Origin of the sequence: Corynebacterium glutamicum ATCC 13032 (genome assembly GCF_000011325.1) — a bacterium.
GTDB classification, from domain to species: domain Bacteria; phylum Actinomycetota; class Actinomycetes; order Mycobacteriales; family Mycobacteriaceae; genus Corynebacterium; species Corynebacterium glutamicum.
This window is the reverse complement of record NC_003450.3, coordinates 447,391-467,635: the sequence shown is the minus strand read 5'-3', so window position 1 is coordinate 467,635 and position 20,245 is coordinate 447,391. Positions and strand designations below refer to the sequence as shown.

General features: G+C 54.9%; 17 protein-coding genes. 4 read left to right on the top strand and 13 right to left on the bottom strand.

Annotation, left to right across the window (positions count from 1 at the left end):
- Nucleotides 1-61: 61 nt before the first annotated feature.
- The 13 genes from CGL_RS02245 to CGL_RS02185 form a co-directional block, all read right to left on the bottom strand.
- The gene (locus tag CGL_RS02245) at nucleotides 62-1,687 is read right to left on the bottom strand and encodes a cytochrome c biogenesis protein ResB (protein ID WP_011013653.1); all 1,626 of its coding nucleotides are present in this window, start codon (nucleotides 1,685-1,687) and stop codon (nucleotides 62-64) included.
- Nucleotides 1,688-1,723: 36 nt separating this feature from the next.
- A complete protein-coding gene (locus CGL_RS02240; RefSeq protein WP_011013652.1) occupies nucleotides 1,724-2,530 on the bottom strand; it encodes a cytochrome c biogenesis CcdA family protein in 807 nt (268 codons plus the stop codon).
- Nucleotides 2,531-3,154: a TlpA disulfide reductase family protein gene (locus CGL_RS02235; protein WP_003855585.1), complete on the bottom strand. Its 624-nt coding sequence runs from the start codon at nucleotides 3,152-3,154 to the stop codon at nucleotides 2,531-2,533.
- A 6-nt stretch (nucleotides 3,155-3,160) separates the two neighbouring features.
- Nucleotides 3,161-3,769, bottom strand: a complete 609-nt coding sequence (locus tag CGL_RS02230; protein WP_003855583.1) for a histidine phosphatase family protein — start codon at nucleotides 3,767-3,769, stop codon at nucleotides 3,161-3,163.
- Nucleotides 3,766-5,079, bottom strand: coding sequence for a glutamate-1-semialdehyde 2,1-aminomutase (hemL, locus tag CGL_RS02225; protein ID WP_011265562.1), 1,314 nt, complete (start codon nucleotides 5,077-5,079; stop codon nucleotides 3,766-3,768). The genes CGL_RS02230 and hemL overlap by 4 nt, the downstream gene beginning before the upstream one ends.
- Before the next feature lie 98 nt (nucleotides 5,080-5,177).
- Nucleotides 5,178-6,524, bottom strand: coding sequence for a protoporphyrinogen oxidase (locus CGL_RS02220; RefSeq protein ID WP_011013650.1), 1,347 nt, complete (start codon nucleotides 6,522-6,524; stop codon nucleotides 5,178-5,180).
- Between the two features lie 15 nt (nucleotides 6,525-6,539).
- Nucleotides 6,540-7,616, bottom strand: coding sequence for a uroporphyrinogen decarboxylase (gene hemE / locus CGL_RS02215; RefSeq protein WP_011265560.1), 1,077 nt, complete (start codon nucleotides 7,614-7,616; stop codon nucleotides 6,540-6,542).
- 116 nt (nucleotides 7,617-7,732) lie between these two features.
- The gene (locus CGL_RS02210; protein WP_011013648.1) at nucleotides 7,733-10,369 is read right to left on the bottom strand and encodes a heavy metal translocating P-type ATPase; all 2,637 of its coding nucleotides are present in this window, start codon (nucleotides 10,367-10,369) and stop codon (nucleotides 7,733-7,735) included.
- A gap of 113 nt (nucleotides 10,370-10,482) precedes the next feature.
- Nucleotides 10,483-10,995 carry a hypothetical protein gene (locus CGL_RS02205; protein WP_011013647.1) on the bottom strand — a complete coding sequence of 171 codons (513 nt, stop codon included), beginning with the start codon at nucleotides 10,993-10,995 and terminating at the stop codon, nucleotides 10,483-10,485.
- 40 nt (nucleotides 10,996-11,035) lie between these two features.
- Nucleotides 11,036-11,620, bottom strand: a complete 585-nt coding sequence (locus CGL_RS02200; RefSeq protein WP_003860456.1) for a hypothetical protein — start codon at nucleotides 11,618-11,620, stop codon at nucleotides 11,036-11,038.
- Nucleotides 11,621-11,649: 29 nt separating this feature from the next.
- Nucleotides 11,650-12,669, bottom strand: a complete 1,020-nt coding sequence (gene hemB / locus CGL_RS02195; RefSeq protein ID WP_011013646.1) for a porphobilinogen synthase — start codon at nucleotides 12,667-12,669, stop codon at nucleotides 11,650-11,652.
- A gap of 88 nt (nucleotides 12,670-12,757) precedes the next feature.
- Nucleotides 12,758-13,177, bottom strand: coding sequence for a DUF3806 domain-containing protein (locus tag CGL_RS02190; RefSeq protein ID WP_011265559.1), 420 nt, complete (start codon nucleotides 13,175-13,177; stop codon nucleotides 12,758-12,760).
- A 25-nt stretch (nucleotides 13,178-13,202) separates the two neighbouring features.
- Entirely contained in the window at nucleotides 13,203-14,999 is a 1,797-nt protein-coding gene (locus CGL_RS02185; RefSeq protein ID WP_011013645.1) for a bifunctional uroporphyrinogen-III C-methyltransferase/uroporphyrinogen-III synthase, read from the bottom strand.
- Nucleotides 15,000-15,722: 723 nt separating this feature from the next.
- Between CGL_RS02185 and CGL_RS02175 the strand changes: the two genes are divergently transcribed.
- From CGL_RS02175 to CGL_RS02160, 4 genes are all read left to right on the top strand, one after another.
- Nucleotides 15,723-16,802 (top strand): ABC transporter substrate-binding protein, encoded by a 1,080-nt coding sequence (locus CGL_RS02175; RefSeq protein ID WP_011013644.1) that lies wholly within the window; start codon nucleotides 15,723-15,725, stop codon nucleotides 16,800-16,802.
- A 7-nt stretch (nucleotides 16,803-16,809) separates the two neighbouring features.
- Nucleotides 16,810-18,456: an ABC transporter permease gene (locus tag CGL_RS02170; protein ID WP_011265558.1), complete on the top strand. Its 1,647-nt coding sequence runs from the start codon at nucleotides 16,810-16,812 to the stop codon at nucleotides 18,454-18,456.
- Entirely contained in the window at nucleotides 18,457-19,509 is a 1,053-nt protein-coding gene (locus CGL_RS02165; RefSeq protein ID WP_011013642.1) for an ABC transporter ATP-binding protein, read from the top strand.
- Between the two features lie 456 nt (nucleotides 19,510-19,965).
- Nucleotides 19,966-20,241, top strand: coding sequence for a ribosomal protein bL12 (locus CGL_RS02160; RefSeq protein WP_011013641.1), 276 nt, complete (start codon nucleotides 19,966-19,968; stop codon nucleotides 20,239-20,241).
- Nucleotides 20,242-20,245 lie beyond the last annotated feature (4 nt).

Below are 20,245 nucleotides of genomic sequence, written 5' to 3'. Positions count from 1 at the left end.
TTATTCTTTGTGAAAACTGCTTCGATGTGGGGCAGGCTTGAAAAGCCTTTAAATTGCGGTGTTAGTCGTCGTGGTCGAAGTACTCTTCGTCTTCATCTTCCTCCTTCAGACCCAGCAGTTCGCGGTGGAATTTCTCGTATTCGCCACCCCAGCCTGCGCGGTCGGTGCGGGCAAGTCCGCCGGTTTCCACGCGGGTGGTTCCGTTTTCTTGTGGATAGAAACGCACCCAAATGCGGCGGCGTCGGATCATCAGGGATCCAACCAGGGAGACCAGCGAAATCACGGTGGTGACCAGCACCCAGTTTTGTGTGGGGTCGCGGCTGATCTGGTAGTTGGCAAATTCTGACGCGCCGTCGAAGGAGACGGTGGTGCCATCATCCAGGGTGACGGTGTCGCCGATTTGGAGGTTGACGCGCTCAATTTTTTGCAGCACGCCGCTGTGCATGAGACTAGAGTCCAGGCTGAACAATGACTGTCCGATGCCGGTATCGAGGCCATTGTCGCCGCGGTAAATATCGATCGCCACGGCTGGGTCACGCATCGCCGGGTAGGAGGAGGTCAGCAGTTCGTTGTTGTCGCCTTCCCATTCCGCGGTCGGTGCGAAAAGTCCCTGGATGGCCAACTGGTTTTGGCGGCGCTCGTAAAGGTCTGGGTACATGCCGGCGGGTGGATCGAAACGGACCACGCCTGAGGACAGGAAGAAGGTCGGGTCGTCTGGGCGCCACTGCACGGTCTGGGTGCGGGTCTCGCCATTTGGCCAGGTCACGGTGAATGTTGGGGCGAAGCCGTGGCCCTGAAGGTAGACGCGGTCGCCTTCGATGCGCAGTGGGTGGTTGACGCGAAGTTCGTAGTCTTCCCAGGTTTCTGGGTCGTTTTGGATGTCGTCGCCGACTGCGTAGGAAATATTCGAGCGGAACATCTCGGCCTGGCCGTTGGCGAGGTAGTCGGCGGAGAAATCGTGCGCTTCAAAGCAGAAGGTGGTCAGCCCGGTGCCGTCGAAGTTGGCGCCGGCGCGGAAGGAGTCGTAGTTGGCGGTGGCAGTGTTGCAGAACACGGAGTTCTGTTGGTTTTGCTCGCCGTCGGTCACGACGATGACGTGGCCTTCGTAGTAAAACAGTCGTCCCAGGCCTGCGGTCACAATCATGCCCACGATGCCCAGGTGGAAAATCAGGTTGAAGAGTTCGCGCGTGTAGCCCTTTTCAGCGGCAATGGAGCGCACTCCCGCGCGGTCTTCCTCGGCGGAATATTCGGTGATTTTCCAGCCTTTGAGGAGTTTACGGGCGTCTTTTTCTACCTCTTCTTCACGCTTTTCGACGAGCCCCTCGCCGTTGTGAGCCAAACGTTCGAGGTTCCTTGGCGCCCGCACCACAGGTGCGCGCATGGCTTTGTAGTGTTCCCAGCTTCGAGGGAGAATACAGCCGACCAAAGAGATCAGGAGCAGCACATAGATGGCGGTAAACCACGTGGAGGAGAAGACGTCGAAAAGCTGAATCTTGTCGTAGAACTCAGCGAGCTTTCCATTGTTCTCAATGTATTCAATGACGTTTGATTCATTGAGGGAACGCTGCGGGAGCAATGCGCCAGGGATGGCAGCGATCGCCAGAAGAAACAGCAACGCCAGTGCTGTGCGCATGCTGGTGAGCCAGTTCCACGCTTTCCGTGCATACAGCTTGACTGTTTTGAGCATTGTCGTGCCGATTCTCTTCCTACTAAAAGTCTTTTTCTAGAGCAGTGTTGCGCCGTATTCAACGGTCCACTGACGGACCCAGTTGATAAAAATTGCCCATGAGCCAGAGAGCAACGCTACTCCGACCAAGATCAAAAACACACCGCCGATAATTTGCAGGGTGCGGGAATGCTTGCGCAACCACTCGACTCCGGTGAGTGCCTTGCTGGAGCCCAACGCGATCAGCAGGAACGGCAGCCCCAGTCCGAGGCAGTAACCCACAATTAAGATCACGCCACGCGCAGCGGTCATGCCTTCAGTACCTGCAGAAATGGAGATGATCGCAGCCAGGGTGGGGCCCAAACAAGGGGTCCAACCGAGAGCGAACACTCCGCCAAGAAGGGGCGCACCCAACCAGGTGGTCCAACGCTTTGGTGCCATGCGGGTATCGCGCTGCAGGCCTGGAATGAAGCCCATGAACACGATACCCATGATGATGGTCACCACGCCGCCGATACGCATGAGGGTGTCGGCGTTTAGGGTGAGCACGCTGATGGCACCAAACACACTGACCGTAGCCAGCACGAACACCACGGTGAATCCCAGGATGAACAGCATGGCTGCGCCACCCACGGCGAAACGCTTGGTTTTCACCTTGGTGCCCTGCGCGCTGTATTCCACTTCCCCACCGACCACGCCGGCGAGGTAGGAAATATATCCTGGCACCAACGGCACAACACACGGGCTGGCAAAAGACACCAGACCTGCGAGCGCTGCGGCAAGGATGCCAAGGAACAGTGGCCCGGAAGCTGCGACGTCAGCAAACTGCTGGCCGATGCTTTGGGCTACCACAATCTCAGACATTTAGGCCTCATCTACCAATGGCAACGCAACATCCAACACATCTTTGGAGGTGACTTCGCGCAAGAACACTGCTGCGGGGCGGTGCTGTTTATCCAGCACGATGGTGGTTGGGATCACCGATGCGGGAACACCACCGAGGGATGCTGCTGTCATAAATGGTGGATCGTAAATGCTTGGGTAATCAAGGCCGTTGTCGGTGACAAAGTCTTGGGCGATGTCGCGGGAGTAATCACGCACATTGATACCCAACACGGTGCCACCAGGGGTGTCGCCGTTTCCGGCAGCTTGGAGTTCCTCATGGATAATCTGGAGATCATCGGATTCGGAGCGGCACGGTGCACACCACTGCCCCCACGCATTGAGGATGACAACTTGGTTTTCGAAATCAGACAGGTTGATCTGTGTGCCCTCTTCCATGAGGGAATCTCCACCAATGTCGGGGAGTTGTTGACGGTCAGCCTCGTCGTAGAAAATTTCCATCTTTCCATCCGGGGAGTGGAATTGGAAGGTTCCGCCGACAGCAACAGCGTCAGTACCAGCGGTACTGTCACTGCTGCAGGCTACTAGCGCAAGTCCGCTGAGTGTCACGCAGCCGATTGTTGCTGCTAGTTTGGTCAAACGCACGAGTGATCAAATCTCCTGAGCTGGTTCGTTGTAATGCACGCCGACAATTTGATCGTCTTGGAACACCAAGGATGTCACTGAGGCGAGGTCGCATTGCCTGGTCGCTGGGTTATGGGACAGGCTTTGTCCGCGGGCGTGGCGTTGCACGCACACGATCGGCAACTGGTGGGTCACCAGGATTGCTTCGTGTCCTTCCGCTGCCACCCGAGCTCGTTCCACAGCCGCCATCATTCTTTCCAAAATGTCGGTGTAGTGTTCGCCCCAGCTGGGAAGCGTGGGGTTGTACATCAAAGGCCAACGCACGGGGTTCCACAACTGGGAACGCCAACCTTTGGTGCGCAGGCCTTCGAAACGGTTGCCTGCTTCCAGAAGATCCTCGTCGGTGATCAGTTCTAGGCCTGTGACCTTGATGAACGGTTCGGAGGTTTCCTGCACACGCTGCAATGGGGAGGCCGCAATGTAGGTGACATCGTGGCCTTCAAAAGAAGCTGCAGTGCGGGCGGCTTGGCTGCGTCCACGGGAAGACAACCTGTATCCGGGCATGCGTCCGTACAGGATTTTCTCTGGGTTGTGGACTTCGCCGTGGCGAACTAGATGGACAATGGTTTGCGTCATGATGCCTTCGCTTCTGCTGCTGCACGTGCGGCGGGCTTGAGTGCCTGCTCGATCTTGGAGAAATCATCGTCCGTGAGAGCGGAAGACACAAACCAGGTTTCGAAAACGCTTGGTGGTGCGTAGACGCCGTTGTCCAGCAAAGTGTGGAAGAACGGTGCGAAGCGGAAGATGTCGGCTGCCTTCATATCAGAGAAGTTGTGGCCCTCACCTTCTGCAAAACGGATAGACAGCATGTTTGAGGCACGCTGAATGTGGTGGGCTACGCCTTCGTGGGTTAAGGCATCAGAGATCAAACCGTGGAGACGATCTGCGTTGGCGTTGATGGTTGTGTAGAGGGATTCGTCGGCAAGCTTAAGCGATGCCCGACCAGCTGCGACCGCAACCGGGTTGCCGGACAGTGTGCCTGCTTGGTAGACGGGGCCCTGTGGGGCCAGCATGTTCATGATTTCAGCCTTGCCGCCAAACGCTGCGGCAGGTAGGCCGCCGGAGACGACCTTGCCGAAGGTGACCAGGTCAGCGGCAACCTTGTCTACGCCGAACCAGCCACGGTAAGAGGTGCGGAAGCCGGTCATGACTTCATCGAGGATCAGCAGCGCGCCGTCAGCGTGAGCGATCGCGAGAAGCTTGTCGTTAAAGTTGTCCTTTGGAGCGACGGTGCCCATGTTGCCACCGGCTGCCTCTGCGATGATGCAGGCGATCTCGCCTGGGTACTCCGCAAAAGCGTTGCGCACGGCTTCAATGTCGTTGTAAGGAACAACAATAGTGTCAGAAGTCTGAGCGCCGGTGATGCCTGGGGAATCAGGCAGAGCGAAAGTTGCGACACCAGAACCAGCAGATGCGAGCAGCGCATCGACGTGGCCGTGGTAGCAGCCCTCAAACTTCAAAATCTTGGAACGCTGAGTGTAACCGCGCGCCAGACGAACCGCCGACATGGTGGCCTCAGTGCCGGAGTTGACCAGGCGGACTTCCTCCACAGAAGTGCGCTTGACGATATCTTGGGCCAACTCAACCTCACCGATGGTGGGAGCGCCGAAAGAAAGACCATCCACGACGGCCTTCTGCACAGCCTCGACCACTGCTGGGTGAGCGTGACCCATCAGCATGGGGCCCCAAGAACAGACCAGGTCAACGTATTCATTTCCGTCCACATCGATCAGCGTTGAACCGTGAGCTTTTTCGATGAAACGGGCTTGTCCGCCAACTGAACCGAAAGCGCGAACAGGAGAATTCACACCACCAGGGGTGAGCTTCTGAGCCTTTTCAAACCACTCTGCGGATCGAGCCGTATTGGACGATGTCATGTGCGTCATTGTATTAATTCAATCTGTGAAGCCAATCCAGCTCGTTGACAGTCGAACTTTACAAACTCTCAACAGCGATTGGGGTGGTCAATAGTGTTTTTGGGTGCTTATCCCAGCAACCTGTGTACTGCTGCCTGGGCATCTGCGATAACTGCGGGAACTCCCACTCCCCCAGCCCACGCGCCAATTGCTTCCACGCCAGGCACGGCTGCGATCTCTGCACGCGCAGCCGAAACGGTAGCAATGTGATCAACTCCATAGGCTGGGAGCCCACCGAACCAGCGCTGCACGAAAATTTCACCCAGTCCGGCAGCCCGGCCGTCGAACCCGGTTATGGTGAGGAGATCGTCGAGGGCGGCGTCGACAAGCAAATCCTCGTCCATGCGTGCCGACGCCTCATCGCCTAGCCTGCCGAACGACGCGCGCACGAGCGCGCCCCCGCGAGCCTCCAGGTGAGGCCACTTCTTTGAGGAGAACGTGAAGGCCTTCGCCGTGATGCCCGGCTCATTAACAGCGACCAGGACGCCGGAGTTGTCGGGCAGGCCCTCGCTGGAATCGAAACGCATGCCGACGACTGCTGAAGAAGCCAACTTAATTGCGCGCAAATGTGGCGCTGCGGCCGGTGCCAAGTCGCGGAGCAGCACAGCGGCGGTTGGAGCGGGAACCGCCAAAATCACCTTGTCGTAGGTGCCTTCGCCACCGCCCTTGATGGCAAAACCTTCACCATCTTTGGTGATGGCGGAAACGAAACTATCCAAGTGAATATCTGCACCGCATTGCTCTGCCAACGCTTCGTACAGCTCCGCGTATCCGCCCTTGAAGGTCTGGAAAACGGGGCGGGTTTCTGAAGTTGTTTTTGCGGCTTCCCGCTGAGCTTCCACGGCCTTGACCGCAGCTGACAGAGTCACCGGCTCGCCGGCCTCAGCCAGCTGATCAAGGGCTGCAGCAAGTGCCGGCACGGAAGCGCGCACACCCAGATCATCAGCGGTGGAGGAATAAACGCCACCAAGCAGCGAAGACACCACAGTATCGACGATCTCATCGCCATACTGACGGCGCACTAAGGCGCCAACAGAAATGTCTTGGCCAGGAGTCCAATCAAAAGCGGTGTCTTGCGCGCCTGCTGGTGGATTGCTTGGAATACCCATCACTCCACCTGCGGGGAACGCATGCAGCGCACCGCCCGCGAAATACTGAGACTTCGCAGCAGACGGGCTGACCAAAGAATCAGCCAACCCAAGCTCAGTAAAAAACTCCACCGCATCGGAACGCGCAGCTAAAAACGCCTCCGCTCCAATATCGGTAGGTCCGGAAGCAAACGGCACCGTAAAAAGCTTGCCGCCAATGCGTTCGCCTGCTTCCAACACATCGATTTGGGCAGTGGGATCAGCTTTATGGATCTCATATGCAGCAGTCAGACCCGCAAGGCCTGCACCGATGATGGCAAAACGCATGAAACTCCTCTTAGTTTAAGAATGAATGATGGAGACGGCTTCAGTAATATCTTCCGCCACCGTATTAGGAAGCACACCATGACCAAGGTTAAAGATATGGCCCGTTGCATGACCTGCATCAACAGCAGTCTGAGCCTCTGCCTTGATGCGCTCAATTTCCTTAGTCAAAGGTGCGCGACCCGCAAACAACAACGCAGGATCGAGGTTACCCTGCAACACCTTAGGACCTGATACCGCAGCAATACGCTCCGCAGCCTTATCCAACGGCACCCGCCAATCCACACCCATGACCTCTGAGCCAGCCTTGCTCATCGCACCAAGCAACTCACCAGTACCCACACCAAAGTGAATACGAGGCAGCTGGTACTTGCCCACTTCCTCCAAAATCTCAGTGGAATACGGCAACACGAACTCGGTGTAATCACGCTCAGTGAGGAACCCAGCCCACGAATCAAACAACTGCACCGCATCGATACCCGCATCGATCTGCGACTTCAAAGAATTCACAATCGTCGGCACCAAACGAGCCATCAACGCATGCCACGTCTCAGGATCACCATGCATCATTGCTTTGGTCTTCTCATGATTCTTGGAAGGACCACCCTCAACCAAGTAACTCGCCAACGTAAACGGCGCACCAGCAAAACCAATCAACGCCTGAGAATCAGACAACTCATCCAAAATGATGCCAATACCCTGCTCCACCTCCGGAACGTTGCCCTCCAAAATAGGAAGATTCAACACATCCCCACGGCTCCGCACCGGCGCATCCAACACAGGTCCACGACCCGCCACGATTTCCACACCAACACCCGCAGCACGCAACGGCACCACAATGTCAGAGAACAAAATCGCAGCATCCACATCATGACGACGAACCGGCTGCAAAGTAATCTCCGCCAACAACTCCGGCATGAAACAGGAATCCAACATGCTGATTCCCTCACGGACCTTCTTGTACTCAGGCAACGACCTACCCGCCTGGCGCATAAACCACACCGGAGTGCGAGTCGGGGTCTTGCCATTAGCGGCATCAATAATGGGCGCGTTATTTAGCGTGCGACGCGCAGCTGGAATAGTAAGAGCAGACATGCGCTCAATCTTGCCCCATTTATCCCAATTTAGGAAAAGAAGCCACACCTAATTGAGGACAATGCATCAGTAAAAAGAACTATATGGGAGGGGTTTTTGGGCTTGGGAATTGCTGGTTAGTACTTGCGCGCCCTGCCCGAGCGCCATTCAATAAGCAGCGAAGACGCCAGCATAGCCACGGTCGCAGCCATTGGATGCAGCAAGCCAGACACTGCAAGCACCATGGCAACACCGTTATAGATCCAGGCCAGAGCAATATTGCCATTGACCAACTTGGCGTAGCGTCGAGCCAGTTTAAACAGCGTCGGCACGCTCATGACCTCTTCGCGCATGACCACAACGTCAGCTGCCGGGTCATCGGAATCATCACGCAGATCTGAGGGACGATCGACGCCCATCAGTACACCCACGTCAGCGACTTTCAAACAGTCCATTACTGATTCATCGCCGATCATCGCGACAGTGGATCCGCGGGTGTGGACTGCACGGACGACCTGGGCTTTCTTGCCCGGCGCGATGCCGGCCAAGACGTGGGTGATGCCTAAGCTGTCTGCGTATCGACGTGCCACCGGGTAAGTATCACGTGAAAGCATCATGGTCTCGATGCCTTGTTCTTCAATCGCAATAATCGCATCGGAGGAATCTGATCTCACGTGGTCACTTAGAGTGATAACTCCGCGGTCTTTGCCTTTCCATCGCACGATCAGTGGTGCGCCACCTGAGGTTGCTGCTGCCACTAGTCGGGGGCTTAAGTGCTCACGGACTTCTGTCATGGATCGTGGTCGCCACAGGAGTGCTTCTGTGGTGCGCATGATTTTTTCGCCAGATGGTTTGATCAGTGGCAGCTCGATGGTTGCTTGGAATGAGCCGGCTTCGGTGATTTCCACGTTGCCTACTTCAATCCAGTGTGGGACATCTTCACCACCGGCGCCGGTATCACGAGCTTCACGGGATGCTTTCACCAGTGCTTTGGAAATCGCGTGGTGGGATTCCATGGCCAACGCCCCGGCGACACGCAGCACTAGTTCTGGGTCCTCGCCTTTGTCTGCTGTGACGGTTTCCACTGTCATTTCGCCATCGGTTAGTGTGCCCACACGATTAAATACGGCAGTATCCACATCATCGAGAACTCGGAAAATTTCACCAGAGCGGACCAAAATACCGTGTCGTGCTGCAGCTTCGATGGAATTCCTCGTGGCAAGTGGAGCAGACAACGCTAAGGCCACCGGAGCCACGCACGCAAGGACAGCCAAGGTAGTGGTAAATGCAGCGTTGATGTTTCCAGAGATCAGTGCCCACAGACAGAAGTCCACCACAGCAAGGGTGAACGTGATGGGCACAAGGTTACCGGCCGAACGGATCGCTGCCCTATTGTGGCGGTTTTCCTTCAACGTCGCTTCTTTAACCCACCTATGTACCGCGGCGATGCGGGTGCGGTGACCAGTGCGAATAACACGAACCTTGATTTCGGATTCGAGGTTGAGGCTGCCGGCGAAAACTTTGTCATTTACTTTTACATCACGCTGGTCTTGTCCCATGATGATGCTAGCTGCGATCCGCGAACCGCCACCGATGACAGTGCCATCCACAGGGATCGTGGTATTAGGTGGAACTTTCACATCGTCATTGACACGGACTTCCTGCACTGGAATGTTCAGTTCCTGGACTACGCGCTTCAATCGGTGTTTACGCACCACAGTGACAATGCGCTGTGGATCGATTTGGAGGCGACCAAGTTCCGCTAACAAACTGGATTGGCTTCGACGCCTTGTCAGCAGCCGTCCGGCAAGAAGCAACACGGTGATTCCGCAGGCCACATCAAAATAAATCTCGTTTTGGGTCAACGTGCCGTGGTCAAAAGCGAACCAGGACGGATATGACCGCCAGGATTTACCTCCTGGGGTTTCAAACAACAGCATGGCGATAGACCACGCGTATGCAGCAGCAATAGCGATTGAGCTGGTCGCATCAAGAGCGGAAATTCCTCGACGAATACCGCCTGCTGCAGCGCGGTGAAACGGCCAGGCACCCCACACCACCACAGGAATAGCCAACACAGCGGACAACCACTGCCAATAATCAAACTGCCACGAAGGATTCAACGATAACGCCAATACGATGAGCGCAAACGGCAACGACACCCACAAACGCTTAGGTGTAATCAGTGCGCGGGCGGTGAACAGCACATCGCCCGACATTGGGTCTTCATGCTGCGAGGTGGTGTGATTCCTGCGTTTAATCCAACCACTTTCACGAGCGCGTACCGCATGTACCATTTCTTGTCGGTTATGCCTTCGCACACGAGGCGAGATTCGCTTGGCATCCATTCGGGAGCGGTAACGATCAAGGCGTGCTTCCCTATTTACTTCCGCGCTGAGCTGTTGATGCCTGCGCAGCAGCGATGAATTAGAAAGGTGTGCTTTGATGCCGAACTGCTCAAACACCTCAATGAGGGTTTCGGGATGTACCCGATCAGTTGCTGTAATCCATGCAGTTTGTGAAGGGTAAATCAGATCCGCGGATACACCGGGGATCTTCTCTAGGGCTTTTTCCACCACCATCAACGATGGTGCATTGCTTAACCCCTCGAGCTCAAAGGCCAAAGAAACCTTAATGCTTGAGCTTAAATCTTCCTCTTCTTCTGAGGCGGTGGCTCGGTTCAATCCAACACCTGCCTTGAGCGCCGCTGTTTTGGCGTCAGAGATAGCAGTGTTTACGGCCTTGTCCACCGAGGAAGAATCCGGTGTGCTCACGATAAACCTTCTTGGGTTGTAAAAGATAGAAAAAGAGGTGTCACTTTTAATGTCCTCACAGTATAAGGCTCACGGTAAGACTCACGGTAGCGAAAAAGTACGGTCGAACCGTTCTACTTCTCGCGATTCATTACACGAGCCATATGATTTCGGTCAATGTGATCATTGACTGCTGGGCGGAACATCAAGAGTGCTTCCAAAGCCAACAAGACTGCGATGATTGCGAGTGCGAAGCCTCCAGCGCGGGTGGCAAAAGACAACAGATCTGTCAGCAATACCAACAACATGATGGCCAACAAAAGACGGCGCGGATTCTTGCCGCCCTTTGGCAGTTGTGAAGTAAGTGCAGCAATCACGACGCCAGCAAAGGCATTGATGCCACCGATGAACTCCTGGTTGTTCACCACAACGGCTTTGTAGCTCTCATCCACATCATCAGGTCCCGTGTATCCGGCGGTGTACATCACCAGGCCTGTAAAAATCATGAACGCTGCAGTGGCAAACAGCATCCAGAACACCACTTTTAGTGCAGTGGGGATGGTGGTTGCATCTGCGTTTGGTTCATTCAGGGGGCGTCGGTTGATGTCATCTCCGCCAGTTGCGGGTGATGGGAACATGCTTGGCATTGTGGTGAAATCTCCGTCGTCTTTAAAAATTCTTCAGTACTTACCGTTTAGCGTCTTCTGGTGCGTAGTCGGTGAGCATTTTGACAGGCTGCTCAGTGCGCGAGAGCGCATATGCCACACCGGCGCTCACTCCGACGAGGATTTGTACACAACCGTCGATAGCAAATAGTGCCATTGGAACATCAGTCCCACCAGGTGAGGCGAAAAACAGCATCAAGACTCTTAGGATAAAGAAGAAACTGAAGATGGTGAGCAGCAAGAATGCCGTCGGTAGGCGTTTGGAACGGTTTTTCACCATCACCACCATCCAGGACAAAATGGCAATCACAATGAGGTTGAAGAATCCCATGACCAAGATTGCTGCGATGACTGTGGCGTTAACAATGCCATCGGAAAGCCCCTGTGCTGCTGCTTGTTCTTTGGCAACAGTCCGCAGCGCAGTCGGGTCCGTAAAGCTCATCACCACGTTTAAGATCTGGTGCAGCAGCTCCAAACCGATCATCACAGCCCACATCTGAATCAGGAGCTTGACGGTGTCTTCCTTCTTTTCTCCAGCATTTTTCGCAGAAGCAGAAGATGAAGGCGGGGCAGATTTCTTCGGTGTGAGATTGGGAAGCATGCTCATGGGGAGTCCTACTAATCAGTTAGTTCTTGTTAAGCGTTTCGCAGTGCGCGGGCAGCGTCAACGGCAAAGTACGTGAGGATTTGGTTTGCACCGGCACGCTTGATGGAGGTCAAAGATTCCATCATCACTGCATCAAGGTCAACCCAACCGTTGCGGCCTGCTGCTTGGATCATCGCGTACTCACCAGAAACTTGGTAGGCAGCCACTGGGACAGGTGAGGTATCAGCGATGCGGGTCAGCACATCAAGGTATGGCAGTGCAGGCTTGACCATAATGAAGTCCGCTCCTTCTGCGATATCTAGCTCTGCCTCAAGGAGAGACTCACGCAGGTTCGCAGGATCTTGCTGGTAGGTACGTCGATCGCCTTGGAGGGAGGATCCCACTGCTTCGCGGAAAGGTCCGAAGAATGCTGATGCATACTTAGCGGAATACGCCATGATGGCGACGTCCTGGTAGCCTTCCTCATCCAACGCTGCACGAATAGCAGCGATCTGGCCGTCCATCATTCCGGAAGGGCTCACAATATGTGCACCGGCACGAGCCTGAGCAACAGCCATCTGCTGGTACAGCGGCAAAGTGGCATCGTTGTCCACGATTGCGTTTCCATGGCGGTCCTCGGTAACTACGCCGCAGTGACCATGATCCGTGAACTCATCAAGGCAAGTATCGGCCATAATCAGCAGGTCATCGCCGAATTCCTTACGCAGCGATGAAAGTGCACGGTTCAACACACCGGTTTCAGACCATGCCTGGGAACCATTGAAGTCCTTGTCCGCATCCACTGGAACACCGAACAGATCAACGCAACGAACACCAGCATCTAAAGCCTCATGGGCGGCACGCAGCAGCGAATCTTCAGTGTGCTGATAAACGCCCGGCATGGAGGAGATCTCACGTGCCTCAGTGATTCCATCCGCAAAGAACATTGGCAGAATAAGATCCGCCGGGCGCAATGCGGTTTCCGCGACTAGTTCCCGCATCGCAGGGTTGGCGCGAAGTCGGCGCGGACGACGAATTAGTGCGTGGGAGTAATCAGAAGAAGTGCTCATTGCTTGTAACCTTTGCTCTCTTGAAATTTCTAGGTCCTTTGTCCAATCATAGAGTCAGCGGTGGACACGACCACGTCCGCTACTATTTTCACTGCAGTTGAGCGAGCGACGTCACCATGAATTGATTGCAGAAAAACTCCAGCTGACCAGGTTCATAGTCGGGTGAAAAGCGCTTGCCCACCACGATGATGGGGCAGGAATATACGTGGTCCCCGTTGGGTGCCGTGGCTAGAATCGCGAGGTCAGTGCCGTAGTCATCGGTGATGACGACCCATTCCATGCCCATTTTTTCGCGCAGGTACTCCCCCACCACGATGCCCCACATTTGCTGAATATCAGTGACATCAATGTCCGGGTCGCTCGCAGCTGCCTGCTTGTACTGCTCCACCATGGTCTCAAAATCCTCGAAGAGTTTCGGTGGCTCAAAATGAAAACCAGCCTCCTGTGCGGCGCGCAGGAGGCTGTCTTTCCATGCTGTTGTTTCGGCGTCTAGCTGCTGGATGTCCATGGACAACACCCTAGTGAAAAACCTTTTAAGACGCTTTTCGACGCCTGCGTTTCTTCCTCGGCGGCGGCAGCTCGCCCTTAGCGCGCAGATCCGCCACGTGTTCCGCAAGAGCGTCGATCAGTTCTGGTACTTCGGCGATCTCTGGCATGACATCAACGCGCAGTCCCAGTTCTTCAGCGGTCGCTGCAGTCATGGGTCCGATGCACGCGACGATGGTGCGTGGGTGTGGTTTACCCGCGATACCAACGAGGTTCTTCACGGTCGACGAAGAGGTGAAGGCAACTGCATCAAATCCGCCGGTCTTGATCATATCTCGGATATCAGCGCTTGGTGGTGCTGCGCGGACGGTGCGGTAAGCCACCACGTCTTCGACTTCCCAACCAAGGTGGGTCAGGCCGTCGACAAGCACGTCGGTTGCGATATCTGCGCGCGGCAAGAGGACACGGCCGACTGGATCGAGTTCTTCGAAATATTCGGGGAACACGTCGACAAGCCCTTGCGCATTTTGCCTGGTACGTGCAGGCAGAAGCTCCGGCGTGATGCCGAGCGCGCGGATCTCAGCGGCGGTTTTTTCACCGACTGCGGCGATGCGGACGCCCGCGAAGGAACGTGAATCGAGGCCGAATTCGGTGATTTTCTCCCAGACTGCCTTCACTGCGTTGACGCTGGTGAGGACAACCCACTGGTAGCGTCCTTCGACGATGCCCTTGATGGCGCGTTCCATTTGCGCTGGGTTGCGCGGTGGTTCGACAGAAATGGTAGGGACTTCCTGCGGGATAGCGCCGTGGCTGCTCAGACGTGCGGACATGGATGCCGCTTGCTCCCGAGCGCGAGGCACCAGCACACGCCAACCGTACAGAGCGCGGTTTTCCCACCAAGAGTACTTGGAGCGATCATCCACACCCTTGCCCAAGGTAACAACCAAAGGTCCGCTTAGTTCAGCATCAAGCTTGTGCAACAGACCTAAAGTGGTGTCATAGGTGCGCTGCAAACGGGTGGTGCCGTTAGCGGTGACAGAAACAGGAGTTTCCAAAGACATATTGCGGGCCTTTAGTTCCTGTGCAATACGGGAAAGGTCATCCACGCGGGCCTGCAGCACCAAAGGCTGAGGTGCGCTAGCCAACTGATCCCAGTCCAAGTTTTGACCGTTGACATCAGTTTCGGTGTAGGTAGAACCCAACGCAATTCCCGCAAATGCAGGAACCGTTGCAGGCAAAGACATACCTGGAACCACCTGGAACTCCAGGCCAGCCTCGGAAACTGCAGAGATCTCAGCCAGTGTGGCATCGCTGCTCAATGGGTTGCCGGTGACAAGACGAATAACATCTCCACCATAAGAAAGAGCATCCTGCACAAGCTCAACAATCTGAGCTGGAGTCGCCTCAGAAACTTCCGTGATCTCTGCAGCGGTTGGTGGTGCTGGACGAGGAGGCTTACGGCGTGCACCGTTCTCCTTCGCTTCAATGCAGATGCGCTCGTACTCATCTTCCGCAGCCTGAAGCTTATCTTCCGGCACAGGAATTTCAGTGGCGACAAAAGCTCGAACGCCGCTTAGTACTTGTTCATCAGTAATCGCACGAACCGCGTTGCCCAGAACTTCACGGGCACGAACTGTAAGAAGATCAGGGTTACCGGGACCGGCCCCAACAAAAATGACTTTGCCTGGAAGTAACTCTTCCGTTTGTCCCTCATGCTGTCCCTCAAAAGATGAAACAGGACGTAAGTTTCCGTGCGTGAGCGATTCAACCCCGATGGTTTCGGAAACCTGGTTGGTCTCGATCCCGGTAGTTTCAGCCATCTCGGGCTTATGGGCGATAGTCATCAATATCTTTTCTAGTACTTGTCTCGAAAACGACCAACGTACTCCATCAACAGCCATGAAAAAAGCCGAATCAAATTTTCGATCCGGGATTGTCCACGACAATTTAATGAAGCACACTGACCGCCGTCGGATGAGGACATAACTGGTCGGCGCACAATATTTGCACCTTATTTTACGAGGGCATCCAAACCGAGCGCGATTTTCAAAGAAAACGGCCAGTTCAAACATTGGTGGCGTAAAAACCGACCACCCTCTCAACAGGTGTTTACCGTGTGGTATATACACGATAATTGAGTCATGCCTGTTTTGAAAAACCGCTTCAATTCTTGCTTTTACCAAACGGCATTTTTGGCCTATTAATTAGGTCCCCTTTTAGCAGCCTGGGTCACACCTTTCATGCACCATACAAGCTGTTCAGGCAGATTCAGCACAAACACTTTTTGATGTTCCGCCAGCGGTACAAATAATTCTTTTCCCTACCCACATAACCCACCCCTTTGTTGGGCAGTTCACTGCAGATTGCAGTTGCTTGTAGGGCTCCCGATCTAAGGGATTGAATCCGTGAAATACCTCTCTTCATGTAGGTCTCCCCTTCAAGGTCTAACTGAAACATCGCCAAACGTGCAGACATTTCCATAAGTCCTGCGAAATGCGCCCATTCATGTAAAGATGTTATTTCCTCCCCCAAACACTCCTTAAAATTTCAAGAAGGGCCTTATTTTCATGTCTTCGAAGCACCCTTTGAAGCGCACTGCCGTTACTGTTTTTGCACTCGGCGCTTCCGCTGCTCTCCTCGTGGCTTGCTCTGAACCTTCTGAGGACGTTTCCACCGCAGAGACCACCACTGCAAGCTCTTCCGCTAACGCATCCGATGCAGCCGGTGAAAAAGTAACCATCACCGTCTACACCTCTGAGCCTGAGGAAAAGGTCGATGAGATCAACAAGGCGTTCATGGAAGCCAACCCAGATATTGAGGTTGAGGTGTACCGCGCTGGTACTGGCGATCTGACTGCTCGCATTGAAGCTGAAAAGGCATCCGGTTCTATCGAGGCTGATGTGTTGTGGGCTGCGGATGCTGCAACCTTTGAAACTTATGCAGCACAGGGCGACCTTGCAGAGCTGGAAGATGTTGAGACTTCCGACATCATTGAAGAGGCTCTGGATGCTGAGAACTTTTATGTAGGCACCCGCATCATCCCAACCGTGATTGCATACAACACTGAAGTTGTTGATCAGGCTGAGCTTCCTACGTCTTGGGCTGATCTGACTGATCCTAAGTATGCAGGCCAACTGGTCATGCCGGATCCAGCTGTGTCTGGTGCTGCAGCCTTCAATGCTTCTGTGTGGAAGAACGACCCTGCGCTTGGCGAAGCCTGGATCACCGCCTTGGGTGAAAACCAACCAATGATCGCTCAGTCCAACGGCCCAACCTCCCAGGAGATCGCTGGCGGTGGCCACCCAGTGGGCATCGTGGTGGACTACTTGGTGCGCGACTTGGCTGCTGCTGGATCTCCAATCGACACCATCTACGCATCGGAGGGTTCTCCTTACATCACTGAGCCTGCAGGTGTGTTCGCTGATTCTGAAAAGAAGGAAGCAGCCGAGCGCTACATCAACTTCCTGCTGTCTGTTGAAGGCCAGGAAATCGCAGTTGAGCAGGCATACCTGCCAGTGCGTGAAGATGTCGGAACTCCAGAGGGCACCCCCGAGTTGGCTGACATCGAGCTCATGACCCCTGACCTGGAGGTTGTAACCGCTGATAAGGCGGCTGCTGTTGAGTTCTTCCAAAACGCAATGAACTAGTTTTCCTATGCAGTTATCTCCTTCAAATACGTCGACGCAGCGCTTTCACATCTCTGCGTTGACGTCTTTGTCTTTCATGCGTCTGGGTGTGTGGCTGATTGTCGCGGGGTTGTTTATCACTCCGTTGGCGCTGGTGGTGGGCTTGGCGTTGGGAGGCAATCAGTTTCCTGCTCTGTGGGATTCCGGATTGGGCAAAGCCCTATGGAATTCCGCCTATACAACAGTGCTTTCTGCGGTGGGCGCGACCATTATCGGCACGATCATGGCTCTCACGCTGGACCGAACTGATGTTTTCGGGCGCACCGCGTTGCGGTTATTTTTGTTATCCCCGCTGTTGATCCCTCCGTTTATTGGGGCTATTGCGTGGTTGCAGCTGTTCGGGAAGAACCAGGGCATCAACCGGTTTTTCGGCACGGAAGTGTGGGATATTTACGGCGCTGATGGTGTGACATTTTTGTTGATTGTGCACTCCTATCCCACTGTGTACATCATTGTTTCGGCAGCTCTGAGGCAACTTCCTAGTGATTTGGAGCAAGCTGCACGGATCGCGGGGGCGGATACTTTTACGGTGTTGCGCACCATCACACTCCCACTGCTCAAACCTGCATTGTTGTCGGCGTTTACTCTTACCACAGTGGCGAACCTCGCCGACTTTGGCATTCCAGCTCTGTTGGGATCGCCAGCGCGTTTTGAAACCTTAGCCACCATGATTTATCGCTTCATGGAATCCGGCACCGTGAGCAATCCATTGCAGGTGGTATCCACCATTGGCATCGTGTTGTTGTTCCTGGGAATCGCAGCAGTAACCGCGGATTATCTGGTGTCTTTGTACGCGGCATCAAAGTTGCAAGACGCAGGAACACCGCATCGCTTTACTCTCAACAAATCACGAATCCCAGTCAGCGTGATCACGTGGATCATCGCGTTGATCATCACCGCCGCCCCGCTGCTGGGTCTGGCATACAGAGCATTACTGCCTGCCCCAGGTGTGCCGTTCAACCTAGACAACATCACGCTCAACAACTTTGAAGCAGCACTGAGCAATCCACGAGTAATCGAAGGATTCAGCAACTCCCTCATGTTATCCCTGGGTGCAGCCCTAATCTGTGGGGTGCTGGGATGGCTGATCGGAGTGCTCATCACCCGAACCCAGCATTTCGCCAACGTACCGTTGACACTCACTGTGCTGCTTCCCACCGCACTGCCGGGCATGATCATCGGCGTCGGCTGGCTCATTTTGGGCAGATACACCGGAATTTACAACACACCTTGGGTGATTTTGGGTGCATATGTGTGTGCTTTTACCGCGCTGGTTGTCCAAGCTGTACGCGGACCACTCAGTCAAGCACCCGAAGCAATCGAAGAAGCCGCACGAATCAGCGGCGCAGGCAGATTACGATCCATCATGGACACCACCGGAGCGATGGCAATTCCCGCAGCTTTCGCCGGCGCAGTGCTGGTTGCGGTAACTGCGGTTCGAGAGTTAACCGTGTCCATTTTGCTCATCGCGCCGGGCACCACCACCCTGGGTGTGCAGGTGTTCAATTTGCAGCAGGCGGGAAATTACAATCAGGCATCGGCGTTGTCGTTGATGTTTGCGATTATCGGTATCGTGGCGCTCGCGTTGACGGTGCGCAGCCAGAAGGAGTTTTAGGTGTCATCGATCAAATTGCGCGATTTAAGCGTGAGCTTCCGCGACGGAACCTTCGGGCTGCAAGATATCAATTTGAAAATTGAGCCGGAAGAATTTGTGGTGCTCATCGGGCCGTCGGGGTCCGGTAAAACCACCATGTTGCGCACCATCGCGGGGTTTGTGGAGCCAAGTTCCGGCAGTGTGCTCATCGGCGGCGAAGACATGACGCATGTCCCGCCGGAGCGCCGTCGCATGGGCATGGTGTTTCAGCAGCATGCGGTGTGGCCGCATATGTCGGTCGCCAAGAATGTGGGATACCCGCTGGCGCGAAGTGGTCAGAAGGGGGCGTCGATAAGCAAACGCGTGGAGCGCACGCTCGCGCTGGTGGGGCTTGAGGGGTTCGGCAGTCGCAGACCGGCCAGCCTGTCTGGTGGTCAACGTCAGCGGGTGGCGCTTGCGCGCGCCATCATCGCCGACCCCACCGTGCTGCTTCTCGACGAGGCCCTCTCCGCCCTCGACGAACCGCTGCGAGACGCTTTACGACGCGAACTCGTATCTTTGACCCGGCGCGAAGGCCTCACTACTGTGCACGTGACGCATGACCGCGCCGAAGCGATCTCCATCGCTGACCGCATCGTCGTACTCGGCAACGGTCGAATCCAACAGGTAGCCACCCCTACTGAGCTCCTTTCCGCCCCCGCTACTGCCGATGTTGCCCGATTCATCGTCGACGCCACCGTCCTGAATGGAATTGTTCGAAATGGCAGAGTGATGTGTCCTGATCTCGATACTTCTTGGGATCTAGACGCAGTACAGGCGATTGATGACATTTTCGACGGCGACCTCGTCGACATCGCGATCCCACCCCACTCCGTTGACATCGGCCCCGCTCATCACCCCGATTACATTTTCGCGGAGATCACCTCGGTGCTGTTCCAGGTCACGTCCTATTCCGTGACCGCGAAAACCCAGAGCGGACACAGTTTCCGAATGTCCATCACTTGCTCCCTCCCCGAAATCGGCGAAACCATCGGGCTCAGCATCGACAACCCGATGGTCTACCGCGCGGATTAAACCAAAACGGCGGCGGCGATGTGGTGCCTTGGTCTCATTTGCACATTTCGAGGCGACGAAACTGCAGTTTGAGACCAAAAGCTCCCCAAGAAAAGTGCTCCTTGGCCTAATACTGACGCCTAATTTTAAGGGGTCCAATTTCGCGGATGGGTCTAAGTATGGGTCGAGGCGTTTTAGGGGCTTAGACGCGATTCTGCGAGGGCATGTTTTCCGGGTTCTTTACTGTGAATCTAGGCAGACCAAACTAGGTGACCGAAAACTTTTTCCTCAGGGAATCTCGGTCACCTGGTTTGGTTTTCGACTGCTGGTGAGCCAAAGAGGCATTTGATCACCTTAAAGGGCGACTTCTCATGTGTAGACTTCATTAGGCGATCACCGGATTTCCTACTGAAGTCGTATGACGCGAAGTTGAGCATGGGACACCCCCGAAACTAAGCACTCACCTATTGTGGGGGCATGTTTGGCAGAAAAGACGTAAATCTCAGTGCTTTGGAAGCTCGTGTTGCTGCTCTTGAACGCAGACTAGCTGAGCAAGATCGGATCATTGCTCAGCTAGGGGGTGATTCTTCGATTCCGCTGTCGTTGCAAAGACCACAATCAGGGTTACATCCTGACGTTGTGGCGCTCCTGCAGCAGGGTAAGAAGATCGCGGCGATCAAACGTCACCGTGAACTTACCGGGGCAGGGTTGAAGGAAGCGAAGGAAACGGTCGAAGCGTCGAGGTTTTACTGACTCT